This is a genomic window from Bacteroides sp. 214, from assembly GCF_010501015.1.
Taxonomy (GTDB): Bacteria; Bacteroidota; Bacteroidia; order Bacteroidales; family Bacteroidaceae; genus Bacteroides.
In genome coordinates this window covers 22229-40337 of sequence record NZ_QVML01000010.1, presented here as the reverse complement: position 1 = coordinate 40337, position 18109 = coordinate 22229, and the positions used below count along the sequence as shown (strand labels likewise).

12 protein-coding genes are annotated in these 18109 nt (G+C 42.0%); 7 read left to right on the top strand and 5 right to left on the bottom strand.

What is annotated here, in order from left to right:
* Nucleotides 1-3 precede the first annotated feature (3 nt).
* The gene (locus D0T50_RS08780) at nt 4-198 is read right to left on the bottom strand and encodes a hypothetical protein (RefSeq protein WP_163223151.1); all 195 of its coding nucleotides are present in this window, start codon (nt 196-198) and stop codon (nt 4-6) included.
* Between the two features lie 700 nt (nt 199-898).
* On the opposite strand from D0T50_RS08780, the gene D0T50_RS08775 reads away from it, so the two are divergent.
* From D0T50_RS08775 to D0T50_RS08760, 4 genes are all read left to right on the top strand, one after another.
* Complete coding sequence (locus tag D0T50_RS08775; protein ID WP_163223150.1) at nt 899-1882, top strand: ROK family protein; 984 nt, start codon at nt 899-901, stop codon at nt 1880-1882.
* Nucleotides 1883-1886: 4 nt separating this feature from the next.
* Entirely contained in the window at nt 1887-3041 is a 1155-nt protein-coding gene (locus tag D0T50_RS08770; RefSeq protein WP_163223149.1) for a sugar MFS transporter, read from the top strand.
* Nucleotides 3042-3083: 42 nt separating this feature from the next.
* The gene (locus D0T50_RS08765) at nt 3084-3845 is read left to right on the top strand and encodes a sugar isomerase domain-containing protein (RefSeq protein ID WP_163223148.1); all 762 of its coding nucleotides are present in this window, start codon (nt 3084-3086) and stop codon (nt 3843-3845) included.
* Nucleotides 3846-3993: 148 nt separating this feature from the next.
* Nucleotides 3994-4845, top strand: coding sequence for an FKBP-type peptidyl-prolyl cis-trans isomerase (locus D0T50_RS08760; protein ID WP_163223147.1), 852 nt, complete (start codon nt 3994-3996; stop codon nt 4843-4845).
* Between the two features lie 363 nt (nt 4846-5208).
* Here D0T50_RS08760 and D0T50_RS08755 read toward each other — a convergent pair whose 3' ends face one another.
* Together D0T50_RS08755 and D0T50_RS08750 are read right to left on the bottom strand one after the other, a co-directional pair.
* Nucleotides 5209-7131 (bottom strand): LruC domain-containing protein, encoded by a 1923-nt coding sequence (locus D0T50_RS08755; protein WP_163223146.1) that lies wholly within the window; start codon nt 7129-7131, stop codon nt 5209-5211.
* Nucleotides 7132-7879: 748 nt separating this feature from the next.
* Complete coding sequence (locus tag D0T50_RS08750; protein ID WP_163223145.1) at nt 7880-9907, bottom strand: LruC domain-containing protein; 2028 nt, start codon at nt 9905-9907, stop codon at nt 7880-7882.
* A 455-nt stretch (nt 9908-10362) separates the two neighbouring features.
* On the opposite strand from D0T50_RS08750, the gene rfbA reads away from it, so the two are divergent.
* The gene (gene rfbA / locus D0T50_RS08745; RefSeq protein ID WP_163223144.1) at nt 10363-11244 is read left to right on the top strand and encodes a glucose-1-phosphate thymidylyltransferase RfbA; all 882 of its coding nucleotides are present in this window, start codon (nt 10363-10365) and stop codon (nt 11242-11244) included.
* Nucleotides 11245-11545: 301 nt separating this feature from the next.
* Here rfbA and galB read toward each other — a convergent pair whose 3' ends face one another.
* A complete protein-coding gene (galB, locus tag D0T50_RS08740) occupies nt 11546-14008 on the bottom strand; it encodes a beta-galactosidase GalB (RefSeq protein WP_163223143.1) in 2463 nt (820 codons plus the stop codon).
* A 211-nt stretch (nt 14009-14219) separates the two neighbouring features.
* Between galB and D0T50_RS08735 the strand changes: the two genes are divergently transcribed.
* Complete coding sequence (locus D0T50_RS08735) at nt 14220-15689, top strand: glutamine synthetase family protein (protein ID WP_163223142.1); 1470 nt, start codon at nt 14220-14222, stop codon at nt 15687-15689.
* Between the two features lie 33 nt (nt 15690-15722).
* Here D0T50_RS08735 and D0T50_RS08730 read toward each other — a convergent pair whose 3' ends face one another.
* Nucleotides 15723-16655 carry an alpha/beta hydrolase gene (locus D0T50_RS08730; protein ID WP_163223141.1) on the bottom strand — a complete coding sequence of 311 codons (933 nt, stop codon included), beginning with the start codon at nt 16653-16655 and terminating at the stop codon, nt 15723-15725.
* An 81-nt stretch (nt 16656-16736) separates the two neighbouring features.
* On the opposite strand from D0T50_RS08730, the gene D0T50_RS08725 reads away from it, so the two are divergent.
* Nucleotides 16737-18107 carry a glycoside hydrolase family 28 protein gene (locus tag D0T50_RS08725; protein ID WP_163223140.1) on the top strand — a complete coding sequence of 457 codons (1371 nt, stop codon included), beginning with the start codon at nt 16737-16739 and terminating at the stop codon, nt 18105-18107.
* The last annotated feature ends 2 nt before the right edge of the window (nt 18108-18109 follow it).

Sequence of the window (18109 nt, the reverse complement as noted above, 5' to 3'; positions counted from 1 at the left end):
TTGTTATTGAAATGATAAAATATCGTCAGCCATATTGCTGATACTATTAATCGTTTGGTGTGAAAAAGGACTTACTACTAATGCGTCTTCTTGAGACACTGTGTTGTTAGTCTCTTCTTCCAGAACTTCACTCTCAAAAAAGCTTACGACTTGGTCGAGGCTCTTTCCTTTTAAGATTTCAACAAACATTTTCATCATAGCTGTTTTGGTTTTTACTTAGTTATTCATATAAAAACTAAAAGTTACAAATACGCGAATGATACACAAAGAGCGATAAGTGTTGGGAAGTGTAATTGAGGTTTCCCAGTATGATTCCGAAAGCAATGACAAAATAATATTGATCTTCGCGTATTTGTAACAATTAGTTGCCTTCATTGCTTTCTTTGACAAAAATAGGGGGTAAAAAGATAAAAAGATTGTCAAATCTGGAATAAAGATTCTCAAATCAGAAACTTTTTGTGTCTGTTTTATGCTAAATTTGAAACTTAGAACAAAACAATTAAAAATATTGGCTGGTAATTCATCAAAAATTCCCCATTTCATCGATATATATACGATTTTGCTTTGTGGAAAAGACGCAAATGTTAAAACTGGCAGAATAAAGAATGTTTTTTTGAAATAATTGAATGAAATGTAGGTGAAAAATAGATGTTACACACTAAAAACGGAACAAACGTTAATTTGAAGAACAGCTCTAAATACGCCAACCCTCTCTTTTCGTCTATTTATTCTACTGTAGCCTTGTTGTCTTTTGCTTTTAACGACTCTGGTTTTTCTTCTGGATACATATTTTCTTGATTTGCTACAATATTTAAGTTCAAAAAGATTAAAAACTAATATGATGTGCTGATTCTTTTTTATAGCTTTGTTAGCAATAAATCTCTAACCTTATATTGTTATGGCAACAATCGCTCTTGATATTGGCGGAACAAAGATTGCAAGTGCTATCTTTATGCCCGATGGAAGTATGTTGTACAACCGCAGAAAACTCTTAAAAGGAAAAACCGGAAGCGAGGTCGGTGAAATGGCCGCTGAAATTTTAACCAAGTTGCTAACTTTCGCCCGTCGAAGCCTTATCCCTATAGAAAATATAGGGGTATGTATCCCAGGTATTGTTTATTCGCAAACAGGAAGAGTGTGGGCACCCAATATTCCCGGATGGGATAATTATCCGCTTCGCGCGGAACTCGAAGCCTGCGTCAAGAACCCCCGTGTTAAATTGTATATTGATAGTGACCGTAACTGCTATATGTATGGAGAGTTATGGAAAGGTGTTGCCAGAGATTGCCATAGTGCGGTTTTTATGGCGGTAGGTACTGGTATTGGTGCTGGAATTATCATTGATGGCAAAGTGTTGCATGGTGCGGGAGATATTGTTGGTGCTGTGGGGTGGAGTGCGCTACAGCCACCTTATACAGATAAATATGATGCGTGCGGATGTTTTGAATATTACGCGTCGGGTAATGGTATTGGCGATCGTGCGCGCGATGCTGTACGTGCGGATAAATCCTATAGGGGTAAGCTAAGACAGAAACCGATAACCCGAATAACGTCACAGGATGTCTTCTCTGTATATGAAGAAGGTGACCCAATTGCTGTGGCCGTTATTGATAAAGCAATAGAGATGTGGGGGATGGCTGCAGCTAATTTGGTCAGTATTCTCAATCCGCAAATGATTATTTGGGGTGGTGGTGTGTTTGGCCCGGCGGCGGGTTTCATCGAAAGGATTTATAATGAAGCTTTGAAGTGGGCACAGCCCATTAGTATCAGGCAAGCGGAATTTGTAGCTACAGGATTGTCTGGTCATGCGGGACTAACCGGTGCAGCTTATATGGCTATTCGTAACTATGAGAGTGAAGTAAGTGATAACGAAATAGAATAAAGTGATGAAACAATATAATAAAACACTTGTATTTATTGCTGCTTGTATAGGCATGTCGTTTTTTGGAATTTCTATGCTGACAATGGGCTCTGTTTTACCTTCGCTTGAAACAAAACTGGAGTTGGATAAATTGCAAGCAGCCTCGTTGGTAACGTTACTACCTATTGGAATATTGACAGGCTCGTTGGTGTTTGGTCCTATTGTAGATCGTTTTGGGCATAAAGTTATGTTGATAACGAGCTGCCTGGTAGTGTTGTTGGGCTTAGAAGGTATTGCTCTGTTTGATAACCTTTCATTGTTGCGTTTCTCTATTTTCCTTATAGGCTTGGGGGGTGGTGTTTTGAATGGTGAAACCAATGTGTTGGTCTCCGAAATATCGAGCGACGAAGAAAAAGGTGCAAAACTGAGTTTGCTGGGTGCGTTCTATGGCATTGGAGCTCTCGGCATTCCGGTGTTGCTTAGTTTATTGCTGAAGAGTTATCCGTTTGAACTAATTTTGCAAGGTACAGCTGCTGTGCTGCTGTTGTGTGTTCTTTTCTGCTGTCCGATTGGGTTTCCAACTCCCAAGCAACCGCAAGGATTCCCCGTGAAGGAAGGTGTGAAGTTGCTTAAAGAGAAAACACTGTTGCTGTTTTCTTTTATTCTCTTTTTTCAGAGCGGACTCGAAGGTGTAACCAACAACTGGACCACTACGTATCTAAAAGAGGTAACCAACATACCAAACGAACAAGCTCTCTTAGTACTTACTTTTATGGTAGCTGGTCTGACTGCTGCCCGGTTTGTGCTTGCTGTGTTGCTGAAAAAGTTTCAAGAAAGTACCGTGTTGGTTGCAAGTCTTTGTTTGGCTGCTGTGGGGTATGTGTTACTGATGGGAGAACCGCGCTTTTTGCAAGCAGCTATAGGTATGGTGCTGATTGGTGCAGGATTGGCATCGACCTTCCCTGTGGTACTGAGTTATTTGGGGCAAAAGTATAAAGCATTGTCGGGTACTGCTTTCAGTGTGGCACTGGTAATTGCACTAACAGGTAATACGTTGCTCAATTGGTTGGTGGGTATACTCTCCAAGGAATATGACATTACTTTGTATCCTCAGTTAATGATAGTGGCGATAGTTGCGATGCTATTGTTGTTTAGGTTTGCCAAAAATCAACATGTTTAGAAGTCTTAATCAATTTATTAACAATAAAAATTTTATGTAATTATGTTAGCACTTGAATGGTTAAAAAACGCGCGTAACATCATGGATACGCTTGAAACGACCCAAATGGAAAATGTTCAAAAAGCCGCCAAAGTAATGGCAGATACCATCGAAGCGGGGGGGTGGGTTCACACTTTCGGATGTGGTCATGCTACTATTCCGGTAGAAGAGATGTATCCTCGTATCGGTAGCTTTGTTGGCTTTCACCCTCTCTGTGAGTTGCCTCTTACTTTCTTTACCCAAATCATCGGACAGATGGGTATTCATCAATTCCTTTTCTTGGAAAGAGCCGAAGGATATGGCGTGGAGATTATGAAGAATTATGACTTCGGTTCGCATGATTGTATTTGGATTTTCTCTCATACCGGCATTAATAATGTAAATATTGATGTTGCTTTAGAAGCCAAAAAAAGAGGCATGACGGTAATAGCTTATGGGTCGGCAGCCGAAGCAGAAGGAAAAACCACACGTCACCCATCGGGTAAGACTATATTCCAGATTGCCGATATTGTGGTAGACTCCTGTGTGCCTATTATCGATGCTTCTGTAACACTGAAAAACCACTTCGACAAAGTAGGCCCGCTTTCTACACATGCATTTGTTACATTGGTGTGGATGACTATTACTACTGTGGCCGAAATACTTGCCGACCGTGGAGTTAAGTTACATATTCATCCGTCGCACAATGTGCCGGGAGATACAACAGCTCGTGAGCGACTGGATGCAGCTATTGCCGAATATAAAAAGAAAGTAAAATCATTGTAATAGGCATGTCTCTTTGAAAATTGCGTCCTTCAATTTCTTTATACCAATAATTATGACTAAATTGCCGCGTTTTTTAGCATATGGCTAAGAAACTCTTCTTTAGTAGATAGAATAATAATTACTTATAAACATTAACGTAAAAAAGAAAATGAAGAAAATTGCACTAATTGTAACTGCTTTGGCAGGTGTTGTATTTACATCTTGTACCGCTCAGGCACCGAAAGAAAACTTAAAGACAGAGGTTGACTCATTGTCGTATGCTATTGGTATTGCTAATACACAAGGTTTGTTGCCTTATCTGGCGCAAAATGGTGTGGATTCAACTCAGATGGCTGACTTTGTGAAGGGTGTTCTTGAAGGAGTAAACGCTACTAGCAAAAGCGCTGGCTATGAAATGGGATTGGGTGTAGGTCGCCAAATCAAAGATCAAATGCTTCCAGGTATCAACTCTCAGGTGTTCAAAAATGACTCAGTAAAGAAGGTTAGTAAAGACAACTTCATCGCAGGATTCATTGCGGCAACATTGGGAAAGAAAACGGCTATGAACCTGGAAGGTGCGCAAGCGTATGTGCAACAGTATATGGAAGAGCAACAAAGCAAAGATAACATGGCACAGTTTGCTGATAACAAGAAAGCTGGTGAAGATTTCTTAGCGGCAAACAAAGGAAAAGAAGGTGTTATTACTACTGAAAGCGGTTTGCAATATAAAGTTATTAAAGAGGGCAAAGGTGAAATACCTACTGTTGATTCGAAAGTTAGAGTGAACTATCGTGGTACTTTGATTGATGGAACTGAGTTTGATGCTTCTAAAGAACCTATCACTTTCCCAGTAACAGGTGTTATCGCGGGATGGACTGAAGCTCTTCAATTGATGCCTGTTGGTTCTAAATGGGAACTTTATATACCACAAGAATTGGCATACAAAGCTACTCAAAGAGGTAGCGATATCAAACCTTTCTCTGCTTTGGTATTCGAAATTGAATTACTCGGAATAGAATAACGTCTCTTTTTAAGAGCAAAAGGGAAAGGAGTCTTGCGCAAGCAGGACTCCTTTTTTGGTGGGGTACAGTATGTCTACATGCAGTGTATCCGGAAGAAGAAATTCTCACCACGTTGAGAATAAACACTCGCCTTGTCGAGAACAAATACTCGCCATGTCGAGAATTTATTCTCAACATGATAAAACCTTTTGAGAAAAACAGCTATGTAGTAAAATTAAAAACGTTAACATACAAATGATAGGTTGTGTCAATACGCTGGTAAAAGGTCGCTTTGAGAGAGGGTTTGGATACGCTTTGTTTAGAAAAAAAAGAGGCCATCTCACTAATTTGGAGACGGCCTCGTTTGATTTGTTATTTCAATATTACCACCACTTTTCTACGTTTTTCTTCGCCCAGTCTGTAAATAGTGGGTATGTCGTATAAATAGGTGTTGCTTCTACTCTTAATTTCACATCAACATTCAATACGTCGGCATTTGCTCCATCGGCGTTCAGGCAGAGTGCGTATGGGTAGAAATCTTCGCTTCTGTAGAATGTTGTAGTACCATTCGAGTTGTCATTTGCTGAACCAAACAATGGATCGCAGCAGCTTAATCCTTCGCAGGTAGGAGCACAGTCAATCAAGTGGATTTCGTGCTTCCTGTTCATGTTCTTGGTGATAAACGGATTGTAAGCTGGACCTACTTTGGTACCATATACGTTTGCACCACCATCAAATTCGGTTTCTTTGTAAGGAATGGTAACAGTGAATTTAACTGTAGCAAAATTTGCGTTAGCCATTTCGGTTGCGGCAACATCTTCTACACCAAGTTCTGCTTTTGCGTTATCGAACAAGTAGATAATGTAGTCTTGACCTTCTTTAACCAATGTAAAGTCAATCGGTTCGTTGTTTCTCTTTATGGTAATGTTTTCGTAATCTACTTCATCGTCCATTACTACATGGTAACCAAATCCGTTCTTGTAGTTAGCTCCCGACCATACAAGTTCAAATTCGTCAACAATCTTACCTCTTGTGTAGTAAGTAGTGATTGTTCCATGGAAATCGTTGGTTACTTTCTTGTAGTATGTTTGCGTAGAAGCATATTTCAATACAACGTCATTCATATCATAGTCACCTCTTGCGGGCCAATTGTCTTCAAAAGCAAGTAAACCTCTGGTGGTGGTAGAAACCGGGAATGTTTCTGTTTCAGGGTTGATTGTTGGAGCTACACCGTGTAATTGGAAAATAACGTCGTTGTAGTCGTACAATGGGCCTTCGTAATAGTCTTCCAAGCCAAATACAACTGTAGGTTTATCTCCATCGGCTCCGTATGTAAAGGTAGAAGCCATGTCGAAATATGGTATGTCTAATGGGGTGGAGTAGTGATATTTGCTCTTATTGTCTATCATAAAGCCTATTTTATATCCCTTTGGCCATGTTTCTTCAAATTCTCCATTGGCGTTGATAAATGGCAGTGTGGCTGTTGAACCTTTCAATCCGTCATCCGTTCTTCCACCGGCTGCACCATGTAAGTCTGTCCATATATGGGCTTTCTTTAGGTTTTCGATGTATGCTTTGGTTGGAGTGTCAGCTGCGGGATAGCAAAAATAGTATAGGTCGTCGTTTCCGCCAGTGGTTCCTGCGATGTATTCGATAGTTACGGTTTCCTCCTCAACATAGAAGTCGCTATCGTAAGTAGACAAGCCTACTGGAGTTCTTTCTTCTGTATAAACACCTGCGACAACTTCCTGTGCCACCCGTAGTACTTGGGGAAGCATTTGTCCGTAGTTTGCAGCGGGTAGTGTTAAATAACCGCCAACTATAGACTCTGCTCTTGTTTTGCTTGTCGCATTCAATAGTAGCAATTCATTGTTTTTGGTTGCTGTAATGTTGCTGCCTACTACATCTACGTTTAACACGCGAGGAGCAAGGATGTAGTTGGTGTAAATGTATGCTTGCTTTACCGAAACAGGGAGCATGATGCTACCATTGAATTTTCCCTCTTTATCGGTAAATCCCATTGCTACCGCGGTTATTTCCTTGTTTTTAACCTGTACTCCGTTTGTGTCAATTGTATACGGATTTTCGTCATAGATCTCAAACATCATTTGGGCTTCAATACCGTAGTCTAAATTAACGGTTACCTCTTGAGTGGTCTTAAAGTCAAAAAACTGATCCAGTTTATTGGTGTCAGGGATTGGCTCTACGTACAAATCTTTCTCGTTGCATGACGAGAAGATACAAGTTGCAGCTGCGATAACTAATATCGAAGCTGACTTTCTGATTGGATTCAAATTAATACACATAATCATAATAGTTTTAGTGATATATTCGTTAATTACATTTTCTGTTCTTTGTTGTTGCAAATTTAGGCTAAAGTTTTTGTAATTCAAATGCTTTTTGCAAGTTTATTTGCTCAGAATGTGCAATTTTAACAAAATACACTAAAGTGACCAGGAAAAACGAAAAGAGAGCGAAGATTCACATCTTCGCTCTCACCACCTAATAACTAAGTATTACTACTTGTCAACATTCACAGGATACGCTCATCGCTGTGATTTCTTTTTCTGTTTTTTATATCCTAACATCTACACTCGTACAGCTTGTAAAGAGGTAGGTGGCAGCTGCTATTATTATCAATAGCGTGGCTATTTTTCGAAGTAAGTTCATGTCGATGCACATAATGTTATAGGTTTAATGCGTTAATAAATTGTCGTTTCCTAATTCTGTATTGCAAAGATACAACAATATTTGATATAATGAACAGAATAATCAACTTATTTGCATGAAAAGTTGTAAATAGCTTCTTTTGCAGTTGTTTAATGTGCTTTGTTTTGTTGTAGGTGGTGTTCTGTGTTGTTTGTGGCGGTTGTTCTGCTGGACTTCTGCTTATATTTCTTTTGTTGATGAATTTGGTTAGTTGGTGTTGAATGTGCAACTTTTATTTTCTATGTGCAACAAAGAGTTGTGGATTCGGGTATAAATGAAGAGCGGGTACCCGTTTGGGTACCCGCTCTCTGTCAACAACTTTACAATTAGTGTATGTACCTGAAACTAAAATACATCTGCAGGTTCTTCGAACCAGTTTAAGTGATTTTGCAACTTACTGTTTACCCAGTCTATGTATTTTGGATAAGAGTAATCTATAGGTTTTGTTTCTACTGGAATTTTGAACTCTTCTACTCCAGCCAAGTTGATAGCGAATGGATAAGGGGTATCGGCGGGGCCTGCATACATAAGTTCATTCTCATTGCTTCTATCATCAAATTGTCCGAAGAGAGATTGGTCTGCTTTTTCTGTTGGCGAGTAGCCTGGTAGGTGAATTTCGTGTCCAGCTCTTCCGTTGGAGATGATGAATGGGTTGTATGGAGCGCCAATTCCCGCTTGGTTGAAATCGTCTTGTAGGATGCTGTTGTTTTCTTCATCGAAAATCATCGTTACGTTAAACTCTTTCGGAGTGCAAGTATAAACTTTGTCTGCACCAAACACGGTTTGTAGGTCATCGTGTACATTATTGCTAATGTTGATGATAAAGCCATTGCCATCAGTTTCTGGAGTGTAGCCTGCGTCGTTTATTCTAACGCTTTTTACGGAAGCCGGGCTTATGTTTGCTTTGTATGCAAAACCGTTTTTATAGCTTGCTCCTGAGTGTAATAGTGTGAATTTGTCCTTGATGACTTGTACTATAGGTTTAGTTTCTGATTGCACTTTGCCTTCGAGGGTTTTAATGTATTTCACATAGGTAACTTCCGATTCGTATTTCACAACTACGTCGTTAAGGTCATAGTCGCCTTTTCTTGGCCAATTGTCTTCAAAAGCCAGGATTCCACGAGTGTTTTCTATTGAAGTTCTTGAATTCACTTCAGGAAGTGGTTTTGGTTTTTCGATAGCGTTGGTTGGATTTACATTCATGTGGAACATAACGTCATTACAGTCTTTGTCGCCACCGCCTTTAGTGTCTTCAAATCCAAAGCAAACAAATGTATCGTCATCTGTTGCCAATGCGGCATCAAAATAAATAGTGTGTGTTTTGAAAGTTTCATGGTTGTTGAATGCGCTAGCTGAATAAAGCACATCCTTTCTTGTGTTTATGTATGGATTGTTGTCCCAAATAGAAAACGCGTTCGATCTGAGCATAAAGCCAATTGTTACGCCAGCGGGGAATTCTTTAATCCACTTTTTTGTATCCGCATCATAATACATTAGTTGTACTACGTCGCCAACCTTTAAGCCTTTATCGAGCTTTGCATAAGGCAATGCAACTACTTCTTTCATTTTGCTTTTCGCTACGGTTGAGATTTCCTCTGGTGTTCCATTGTAGAAGAAGTAACTCAATGTGTTTGAGTTGGATGCATCTCCATGGATCATTGCAATTTTGATTTCCGCGGTTTTGTAGGTATGCAACAACGCGTCTTTGTAGTAATCCTTATTGGTTACTGCTGTGGTGTTGGGGAATGCGGCTGTAATTCGGTTTAGGTATTTGGCGTCAACGGTAATCGTTTCGGTGATGTAATTTGGACGGTAATTTGCGTCAATATCCATAGTACTTCTTACGTTGCCGTTGTCTTCTGTGGTAAGATATCCGTCGATGGTGTTGTTGGAAAGTGTACGTGTGGTGTTGTTGTCATTAGAGCTTATGCTAAGGTCAACAACAGAGAAATCTGCCATTCCAGCACTGATGTTTGCGTGCATTAGGGTTGGGATGAATAGGTCGGGGGTATAAATATATAACTCCTTCGCTGTGGCAGGTATTACTTTTGACAAATTGATTTTTCCACCTACGGAAATGCCGGCGGCTACAGATTTTAATCCACTTTTCAATTCATAATAGTTATTGGCATTCAATACCAATGGGTTTTCGGTAAATACTTCGAATGTAGAAACAAATCCACTTGAAGCTCCATAGTTTACATTCAATTTCACGGTTTGCGTAGTGGCAAAGTCGAGAAGTTGCGGGTCTTCGTTGTTAACTTCCGTTTCCGGAGTTTCTTCAAAGTAGTCTTTTTCCTGGCAGCTGCCGAGGGAGAATACTACAGCCATCGCTAAAAGCGCGGCACCTGTTTTAAATAATCTTGTTTTCATAATACACATATATTATACGTTGTTTAATAAATATTGATATAACAAATTGTTTATTTTAATCTTTCTCTTTTGCAAATATACAATGACTTTTGATATAATGAACAGAATTTGCAACTTATTTGTTCTCGGCGATGCTTATTTATTTTAATTCAAAATAACATAATAAAGCATTTTATGGTAAAATGTGCTTTGTGTGCGTTTAATGGCTCTTTTTGGCGTGAACTTATTCTCTTGTTTATATTTGGTCGAATTAGTTGTATATTTGACACTTGTTGGGCTTTTGCTTGCAAATGCTACTAAAAACCACTTTCTGATTAGCTAATATTAGTTGCCGAAAACTCATTAAGTTGTATATCTTGCTCTTTGGCTCTGTGCGTGCAAGCAAAAAAGAGATGTGATAATTATAAAAGTAAAGGAGCAGAATGTTATATTTGCAAAAATAAACTACTGTAACCATGAAAGGAATCGTATTAGCCGGAGGCTCCGGCACTCGTCTTTACCCCATAACTAAGGGAGTAAGTAAGCAAATGTTGCCGGTGTTTGATAAGCCCATGATTTATTATCCCATCTCAGTATTGATGTTGGCGGGTATCCGCGAAATACTAATTATCTCTACTCCAACAGACTTACCTGCGTTTAAGAGACTGCTGGGCGATGGCTCTGATTATGGTGTACAGCTGGAATATGCAGAGCAACCCTCGCCAGACGGGCTGGCGCAGGCATTCATTATTGGCGAAAAGTTTATCGGCAATGATGCGGCTTGTTTGGTGTTGGGCGATAATATCTTTTACGGACAAGGTTTCACGAAGATGCTGACCGATGCGGTAAAGGCAGCGGAAGAAGAAGCAAAGGCTACCGTGTTTGGATATTGGGTAAGCGACCCCGAACGTTATGGTGTTGTAGATTTTGATGAAGCGGGCAATGCGTTGAGCATTGAAGAGAAACCGATAAATCCGAAATCAAACTATGCTGTAGTGGGTTTGTATTTTTATCCTAATAAAGTGGTGAATGTAGCGAAGAGCATCAAACCATCGGCACGAGGCGAATTAGAAATTACCACTGTGAACCAGCGTTTCCTCGATGATGAGGAGCTAAGAGTACAGTTGCTTAGCCGTGGATTTGCTTGGCTGGATACCGGAACGCACGATTCCCTCTCCGAGGCAAGTACCTTTGTAGAAGTAATTGAGAAACGGCAAGGACTGAAGGTGGCTTGTCTGGAAGGCATCGCTTATCGCAAAGGATGGATTACTACCGAAAAAATGCGCGAACTGGCACAGCCCATGATTAAGAATCAATATGGCCAGTATTTATTGCGGATGACCGATCGCGAGCCATAAGCTGACGAACCATCTGCCATAGGCACACGGAGCATGAGGCTATGGCTGACGGAGCATGAGCCATAGGCTGACGATGCACGAGCCATAGGCTGACAGGGCGTGAAACTATGGCTGACAAGTGTATTTTCTGACTGATTTTTACTTCACTTCTGACTGTGTTTTGCTTCACTTTTGACTGTGTTTTTAACACAAAAACAGTCAGAAAAATGCTGTGAAGACCCTGTGAAGGATTAAACAGGGGGGGCTTCACACGCAACTTGCTTACTATCATTCGCTTACAGCGATATGTGAAGGTGAAGACCTATTTCGTAAAACTACATTTGGAGTGTATAATCACCTTTCCGCTCTTCAATCCCTTCGCTTTAGCTTCGAAGGTAATTGTTCCTGCCGTTTCTCCTGCTTGCACAATGGCTGTTAGTTCTCCACTGAATGCGTGCATTTGTGGCAAGTGGAAGAGCTCTAAGCAAGTTGGGTCTCCATTGGCTGCGGCACGATAGCTGCCGGCACCTTTTACCGAGAAATTTATCAGACGAGCATCATGCGGACAGAGATTGCCTTCTTTGTCTACTACGCGAACGGTGATATATGCCAAATCTTTACCATCGGCAGTTATTTCTTTTCTATCCACACGAAGTTCAATATTGTGTGGCTTACCTGCTGTACGAACTGTTTTTTCTTCCACCGCAAGACCGGCTTTATCGTAAGCTACCACCTTCAACTCACCGGGCTCATAAACTACATCCATCCACATAAGACGATAGCGATGCAATACACTTTCATTGCTAAACGTTTTCTTACCCTGACTTTTGCCATTCACAAAAAGCTCGGCGCTAGGATGGCTGGTGTACACAAATACAGGAGTAACCTTTCCTTCGCGTCCTTGCCATGTCCAGTGCGGAAGTATATGTAACGTATGTGCATTTTTGTTCCACTGGCTGCGGTAGAGATAGTAGCGATCCTTCGGTAAACTGGCTAAATCTATAATCCCGAAGAGTGAGCTATGGCTTGGCCAAGCATCGGTATCATACGGCGAAGGCTCGCCAAGATAGTCGAACCCTGTCCAGACAAACTGCCCCATAGTCCAATCATAATCATCTGCTAAGGCAAAATCGTCATCGGGGATGTTTGCCCAACTGCAATACTCCACATCATAAGAAGAAGATTGATGGTCGTCGTGTGTCATAGGCGCTACTTTTACAGGGAATTTATATACTCCGCGCGAACTAACTGTAGAGGCGGTTTCCGAGCCCAGAATAACTCCTTGAGGAAGATTCTCGTAAGACTCCACATAGCGATGTGCGCGGTAGTTCAGTCCCGGTACGTCGAGTAATGCAGCGAAGCCATTCTTCAGTACGCAGCTAACTTGGTCCATGCCACATGTCACAGGGCGGGTAGGATCTTCGCGATGGCAGATGTTTTGCAAGAAAGAGGCTACCTGATAGCCTGTGGGGCGGCACTGTGTGGGTACTTCATTGCCAACACTCCACATAACCACACACGGGTGGTTGCGGTAGTTGTGTAACATATTCACCATGTCTTTCTCTGCCCATTCCTGGAAGAAGCGGTGATAACCATTTTTGCACTTAGCAATATCCCACTCATCAAAAGGTTCTACCATCATCATAAATCCCATTTCATCACATAGCCTTACCAATTCCGGTGCGGGCATATTGTGCGCGGTGCGAATAGCATCGCAACCCATCTCCTTGAGCAATGTGAGTTGTCGGCGTAATGCTGCTACATTTACTGCCGCACCGAGCGGTCCTAAATCGTGATGGTTGCATACCCCTTGAAACTTACGGTGTTTGCCGTTGAGGTAGAATCCTTTCTCGGCAATGACTTCAATGTGGCGGATGCCGAAACGCGTGGTGTACTCGTCTATCTGTTTACCGTCCACGTATATTTTGGATACGGCATGATAGAGTACAGGCTCTTCGGGCGACCAAAGTTGTGGATGCTCCACAATAAAATTCTGTTCAAACTCCCTACTGTGGTAAATTTTGCGTGTGTCGTCTTTCATTGCTACTACACTGCCGTCGGGTGCTATCAGTTCGGTATAGACACGGATGTCATTGTTCTTGTCGTTAGCAATCTTAGTTTTCAGACATACTGAGGCAAACTCAGCCGAAACATGTGGCGTGGTAAGATATGTACCCCAAACAGGCACATGTGTTTCCTCTGTAATAATAAGGTGGACATTGCGATATAGTCCTGCTCCCGGATACCAGCGCGAAGATTGCTCTTTGTTCTCCAAACGAACAGCAAGCACATTGCCTATACCATTGGGGGTTAAGTACTCGGTGATGTCTACATGGAAAGAGTTGTAACCATTGGGCCAAAAGCAAGCCTCTTTGCCGTTTACGTAGACACGTGCTTCGCTCATGGCTCCATCAAAGAGTAGCGACACGCGCTTACCCGGTGCGAAGTTTGCCACATCAAAGTTTCGTCTGTACCAACCAACGCCTGCATAGGGTAGTCCGCCTGTGCGTCCGGTTTTAAGCGTTGCGGTTGTTTCAAAGTTTTGCGTAACAGCTACTCGCTGCAAATCATTCTCTATGTCAAAAGGTCCGTAAATGCTCCAATCGTGCGGAACAACAACCGTTTGCCAGTTCTTATCATTGAATGTGGATTCCGAAGCTTCGGGGTAATCTCCCTTTGTGAACTTCCATCCTTTTTCGAGGGTTGTTTGGGTACGTAAATCGTTTCCGTAGCTAAGCATAGCGGATAAACACAGTAGTGTTGCGAGTAGTAGTGCTTTTTTCATGGTAATTGTATTGTATGGAGCAAAAATAAAGAATTCTATTTACAAGAGTACGCAAATGTAGGAGTTAAAAACAAAAAAAGAGTTTTAATTAGGGTGGCAAGCCGATAGATTTTAAACTCAAATATTTCTTCGGTACATAAAATAGTGTACATTTGTCAAGCCAAATAGCCATATATCGCCTGTTTGGCCTTTAACAATAAATCATATTACTATGAGTAGAAAACAGTTTTGTACAAAGAGTGACATCATTAAGTTTATTGATGAAAATAAAATAGAGATGGTCAACTTTATGTATCCGGCTGCCGACGGCAGACTGAAAACATTAAATTTTGTTGTAACAGACCAACTTTATTTGGAATCCATTCTTACCAATGGTGAGCGTGTGGATGGTTCCAGCCTTTTCCCTTTTATCGGTTCGGGCAGTAGCGACCTTTATGTGGTTCCACGTTTCCGTACCGCTTTTATAGACCCTTGTTCGGAAATTCCTACGCTGTGCCTGCTTTGCTCATACTTTGATAAAGATGGAAACCGCTTGGAAAGCTCCGCCGAATATGCCCTGCATAAAGCAGCTAAGGTATTCACCGAAGAGACCGGCTTGGTTATGGAAGCTATGGGCGAACTAGAGTACTATGTTATTGAGAGCGTAGAAAATACAGGTGAAATCTTCCCGGTTGCCGATCAGCGTGGTTATCATGAGTCGGCTCCTTTTGCTAAGCTCAACGAATTTCGGATGGACTGCATGCGCAAAATAGCGAAAGCCGGCGGTATGATTAAGTATGGACACTCCGAAGTAGGTAACTTTACCCGCAATGGTAAGGTGTACGAGCAGAACGAAATAGAGTTTCTGCCTACTGATTTAGAATCGGCTGCCGACCAAATCGTTATAGCAAAATATATCATCCGCAACTTAGCTTACAGCTACGGACTTGAGGTGAGTTTCGCTCCTAAAATTATAACAGGTGAAGCAGGTTCGGGTATGCACGTACATATGCGCTTTATCAAGGATGGTAAGAATATAACAATGGAGAATAACGAGCTTTCTACTACGGCTCGCAAAGCTATTGCCGGCCTTATTACGTTGGCTCCTTCTATTACTGCCTTTGGTAATACAAATCCTACATCCTACTTCCGTTTGGTACCACATCAGGAAGCACCTACTAATATTTGTTGGGGCGACCGCAATCGTTCGGTACTCATTCGTGTGCCGTTGGGCTGGAACATGTCTCAATGTATGTCTTCTGTTGTAAATCCGTGCGCAGAGGTTGAGAAGGGTGATACTTCTATGAAACCTACTTTTGAAATGCGCTCGCCCGATGGTTCTGCCGATATTTACCAACTGCTTGCCGGATTATGTGTGGCTTGTCGTTATGGCATCACCATGTCCGACGAAGAAGCTCTTGCGATTGCCGAGCGAACCTATGTGGATGTAAATATTCACTCTGCCGAGCACAAACACAAGCTCGAAGCACTACAAAGTTTACCCGATAGTTGCGCGGCCTCGGCTGTATGCCTGCAAGAGCAACGCGCGGTGTACGAACAGCATAGTGTGTTCGGTGCCAGTATGATTGATGGCATTATTCGCAAACTTGAATCATATAGAGATGGCAACTTGCGACAAGATATAAAGGATACTCCGGCGCTAATGACGAATTTGGTGAGGGAGTTCTTCCACTGTGGATAAAGAAATTGAGGGGCAATAACGCCCCTCTTTCTTTTATAATGGTATCAGTGCTCCAATTTCTATCATCCACTTCTCTGCTAGCTCCGACCAGAATATAGTTGTTCCGGGTTGCTTGCGCAGGGAAATGGCATGACCACCATCGGGGAATATATGCACGGACGACTTCAATACCTTGTGTTGTTGCAGTGATGTGTAGAATGCCAAACTGTTTAGTGGTGATACAGACCTGTCGTTAGACGCATGAATGAGTAATGCCGGAGGTGTATCTGCGGCAACTTGTTTTTCTAAAGAAAAAAGAGTGCGGATTGTTTCCTCTTTTTCATATTCGCCAAGCAAGTTGCTTCGGCTTCCTTTATGCACCATCGCGTCGTCCATCGAAATAACGGGCGATATCAACACTGCAAATGACGGTGTATAGCTATACGCATCCAACGAATCGCCTGCCGCCGACCAATCTTCTTTCAACACGCACAGTGAGGCAGCTAGATGTCCGCCTGCCGAGCAACCCATAACACCTACTTTGTTTGTATCTATTCCATAAGTTGCTGCGTTCGCACGGATATAACGCATGGCACGTTGTGCGTCTTGTAAGGGTGCTTTGTAGCAAGTTACCACGTCGGGCGATTGCGGAAAACGATGTGCCAATACAAAAGCGGTTACTCCCATGGTGTTGTACCACTTGGCCAGCGCAATGCCGCTGATTTCGTGTGCCAGCCGCACGTAGCCACCACCGGGAATGATGAGTACGGCAGTTCCGGTACGTTCTGCTTTAGAAGGTTCGAACACTTGAATGTAGGGAGTGCCTACTTGGGTGATACGCTCATTGGCTATGATGTTTTTGGTAGGGATACCTTTACTGTTGGGCATATTTTTGTTCCAGAGAGGAAGCTCTTGTTGTGCCATGGCGGGAGCGCAAACGAGTAGAAATCCGATGAGGGTGGGTAGGAGAGATGGTAACTTATTCATGTGTTGTATTTTATTGGTTTTCTACAAAAATAGCACTTTGTTCTTAAATAATATATATCTTTAGCCCCAAACTCTAAAATTATGAAACAGTTACATCTCTTTTTCGTCCTTGTTTTTGCGACGATTGCATCTACTTCATGTGTGAGTCCAACGGTTAAAAGTAACGACGCTACCGGTTGGGACAAAGTACCCGAAATCCTAAAGAATATATCTGAACCCGTATTCGCTGATGCTGTTTACAACATTCTCGACTATGGTGCTACACCCAGCGAAACAATCGACAGTCGCCCTGCCATTCTCAAAGCGATCAATGAATGTAACCGTAATGGTGGTGGCAAAGTGCTTATTCCTGCGGGAACTTTCTTTGTGAAAGGCCCTATCGTACTAAAGAGTCATGTCAACCTGCACTTGGAGGAGCAAGCACGATTGGAGTTTTCTACCGTTCCCGAAGATTATCTGCCCATGGTATTGACCAAGTGGGAAGGAACCGAATGTTTCAACTATTCACCTTTTATATATAGCTACCAATGTACCAATGTGGCGCTAACCGGTAAAGGTACGATAGATGGCAACGGAGCGGCAGTATTCAATACATGGAAGGCTTTGGAACGTCCGGCTATGGACAGGTTGCGACAAATGGGCAACGATACCGTTCCTGTTTACGAAAGAACCTTTGGCGAAGGTTGGTACCTGCGTCCTTGCATGATTCAGTTTTACGGCTGCAACAATGTACTGGTAGAAGGTGTGCAGATTTACGACTCGCCTTTCTGGATTATTCATCCGGTATTTTGCGATAATGTCATTGTGCGCGATGTGTATATCGAAAGTTTCAATTATAACAACGATGGTTGCGACCCCGAGTCTTCAACCAATGTGTTGATAGAAAATGCGCATTTCAATGTGGGCGATGATGGTATCGCTATTAAGTCCGGACGCGACCAGGATGGTTGGCGCATAGGACAAGCTACCGAAAGTGTGATTGTACGCAACTGTCATTTTGCTAATTGGGCTATAACAATTGGTAGCGAGATGTCGGGCGGTGTGCGCGATATTTATATAGAGGATTGTAAGATAGACAGTTGCCGCAATGGTATCTACTTCAAGTCCAACCTCGACCGTGGTGGTTTCTTCGAGAATCTCTATATGCGTCGTATCCATGCAGATATCTGTTTGTGGGGTATGGTTAATTTCCGTACGGATTATCATGGCTACCGTGGTGGCAACTATCCTACGTTATTCAGAAACATCACCATAGAAGATGTAACCTGCAACCGGGTAGATAGTGTTGCTATCATGGCAAACGGTGTACCCGAAGCAAAACTACATAACATTACCTTGCGCAATATACATGTGAAACAATCGCCCAAAGCCACCCAAATGAAAAATGTGGTAAATCTGGTGCTTGATAATGTAACGGTAAACGGTAAACAGGTAACAAGCGAGAACGAGTAGAG

Bases quoted from the DNA above. Each gene is read 5' to 3' on its own strand.
- D0T50_RS08780 (WP_163223151.1), bottom strand. From the start codon at position 198: ATGATGAAAATGTTTGTTGAAATCTTAAAAGGAAAGAGCCTCGACCAA.
- D0T50_RS08775 (WP_163223150.1), top strand. From the start codon at position 899: ATGGCAACAATCGCTCTTGATATTGGCGGAACAAAGATTGCAAGTGCT.
- D0T50_RS08770 (WP_163223149.1), top strand. From the start codon at position 1,887: ATGAAACAATATAATAAAACACTTGTATTTATTGCTGCTTGTATAGGC.
- D0T50_RS08765 (WP_163223148.1), top strand. From the start codon at position 3,084: ATGTTAGCACTTGAATGGTTAAAAAACGCGCGTAACATCATGGATACG.
- D0T50_RS08760 (WP_163223147.1), top strand. From the start codon at position 3,994: ATGAAGAAAATTGCACTAATTGTAACTGCTTTGGCAGGTGTTGTATTT.
- D0T50_RS08755 (WP_163223146.1), bottom strand. From the start codon at position 7,131: ATGTGTATTAATTTGAATCCAATCAGAAAGTCAGCTTCGATATTAGTT.
- D0T50_RS08750 (WP_163223145.1), bottom strand. From the start codon at position 9,907: ATGAAAACAAGATTATTTAAAACAGGTGCCGCGCTTTTAGCGATGGCT.
- rfbA (WP_163223144.1), top strand. From the start codon at position 10,363: ATGAAAGGAATCGTATTAGCCGGAGGCTCCGGCACTCGTCTTTACCCC.
- galB (WP_163223143.1), bottom strand. From the start codon at position 14,008: ATGAAAAAAGCACTACTACTCGCAACACTACTGTGTTTATCCGCTATG.
- D0T50_RS08735 (WP_163223142.1), top strand. From the start codon at position 14,220: ATGAGTAGAAAACAGTTTTGTACAAAGAGTGACATCATTAAGTTTATT.
- D0T50_RS08730 (WP_163223141.1), bottom strand. From the start codon at position 16,655: ATGAATAAGTTACCATCTCTCCTACCCACCCTCATCGGATTTCTACTC.
- D0T50_RS08725 (WP_163223140.1), top strand. From the start codon at position 16,737: ATGAAACAGTTACATCTCTTTTTCGTCCTTGTTTTTGCGACGATTGCA.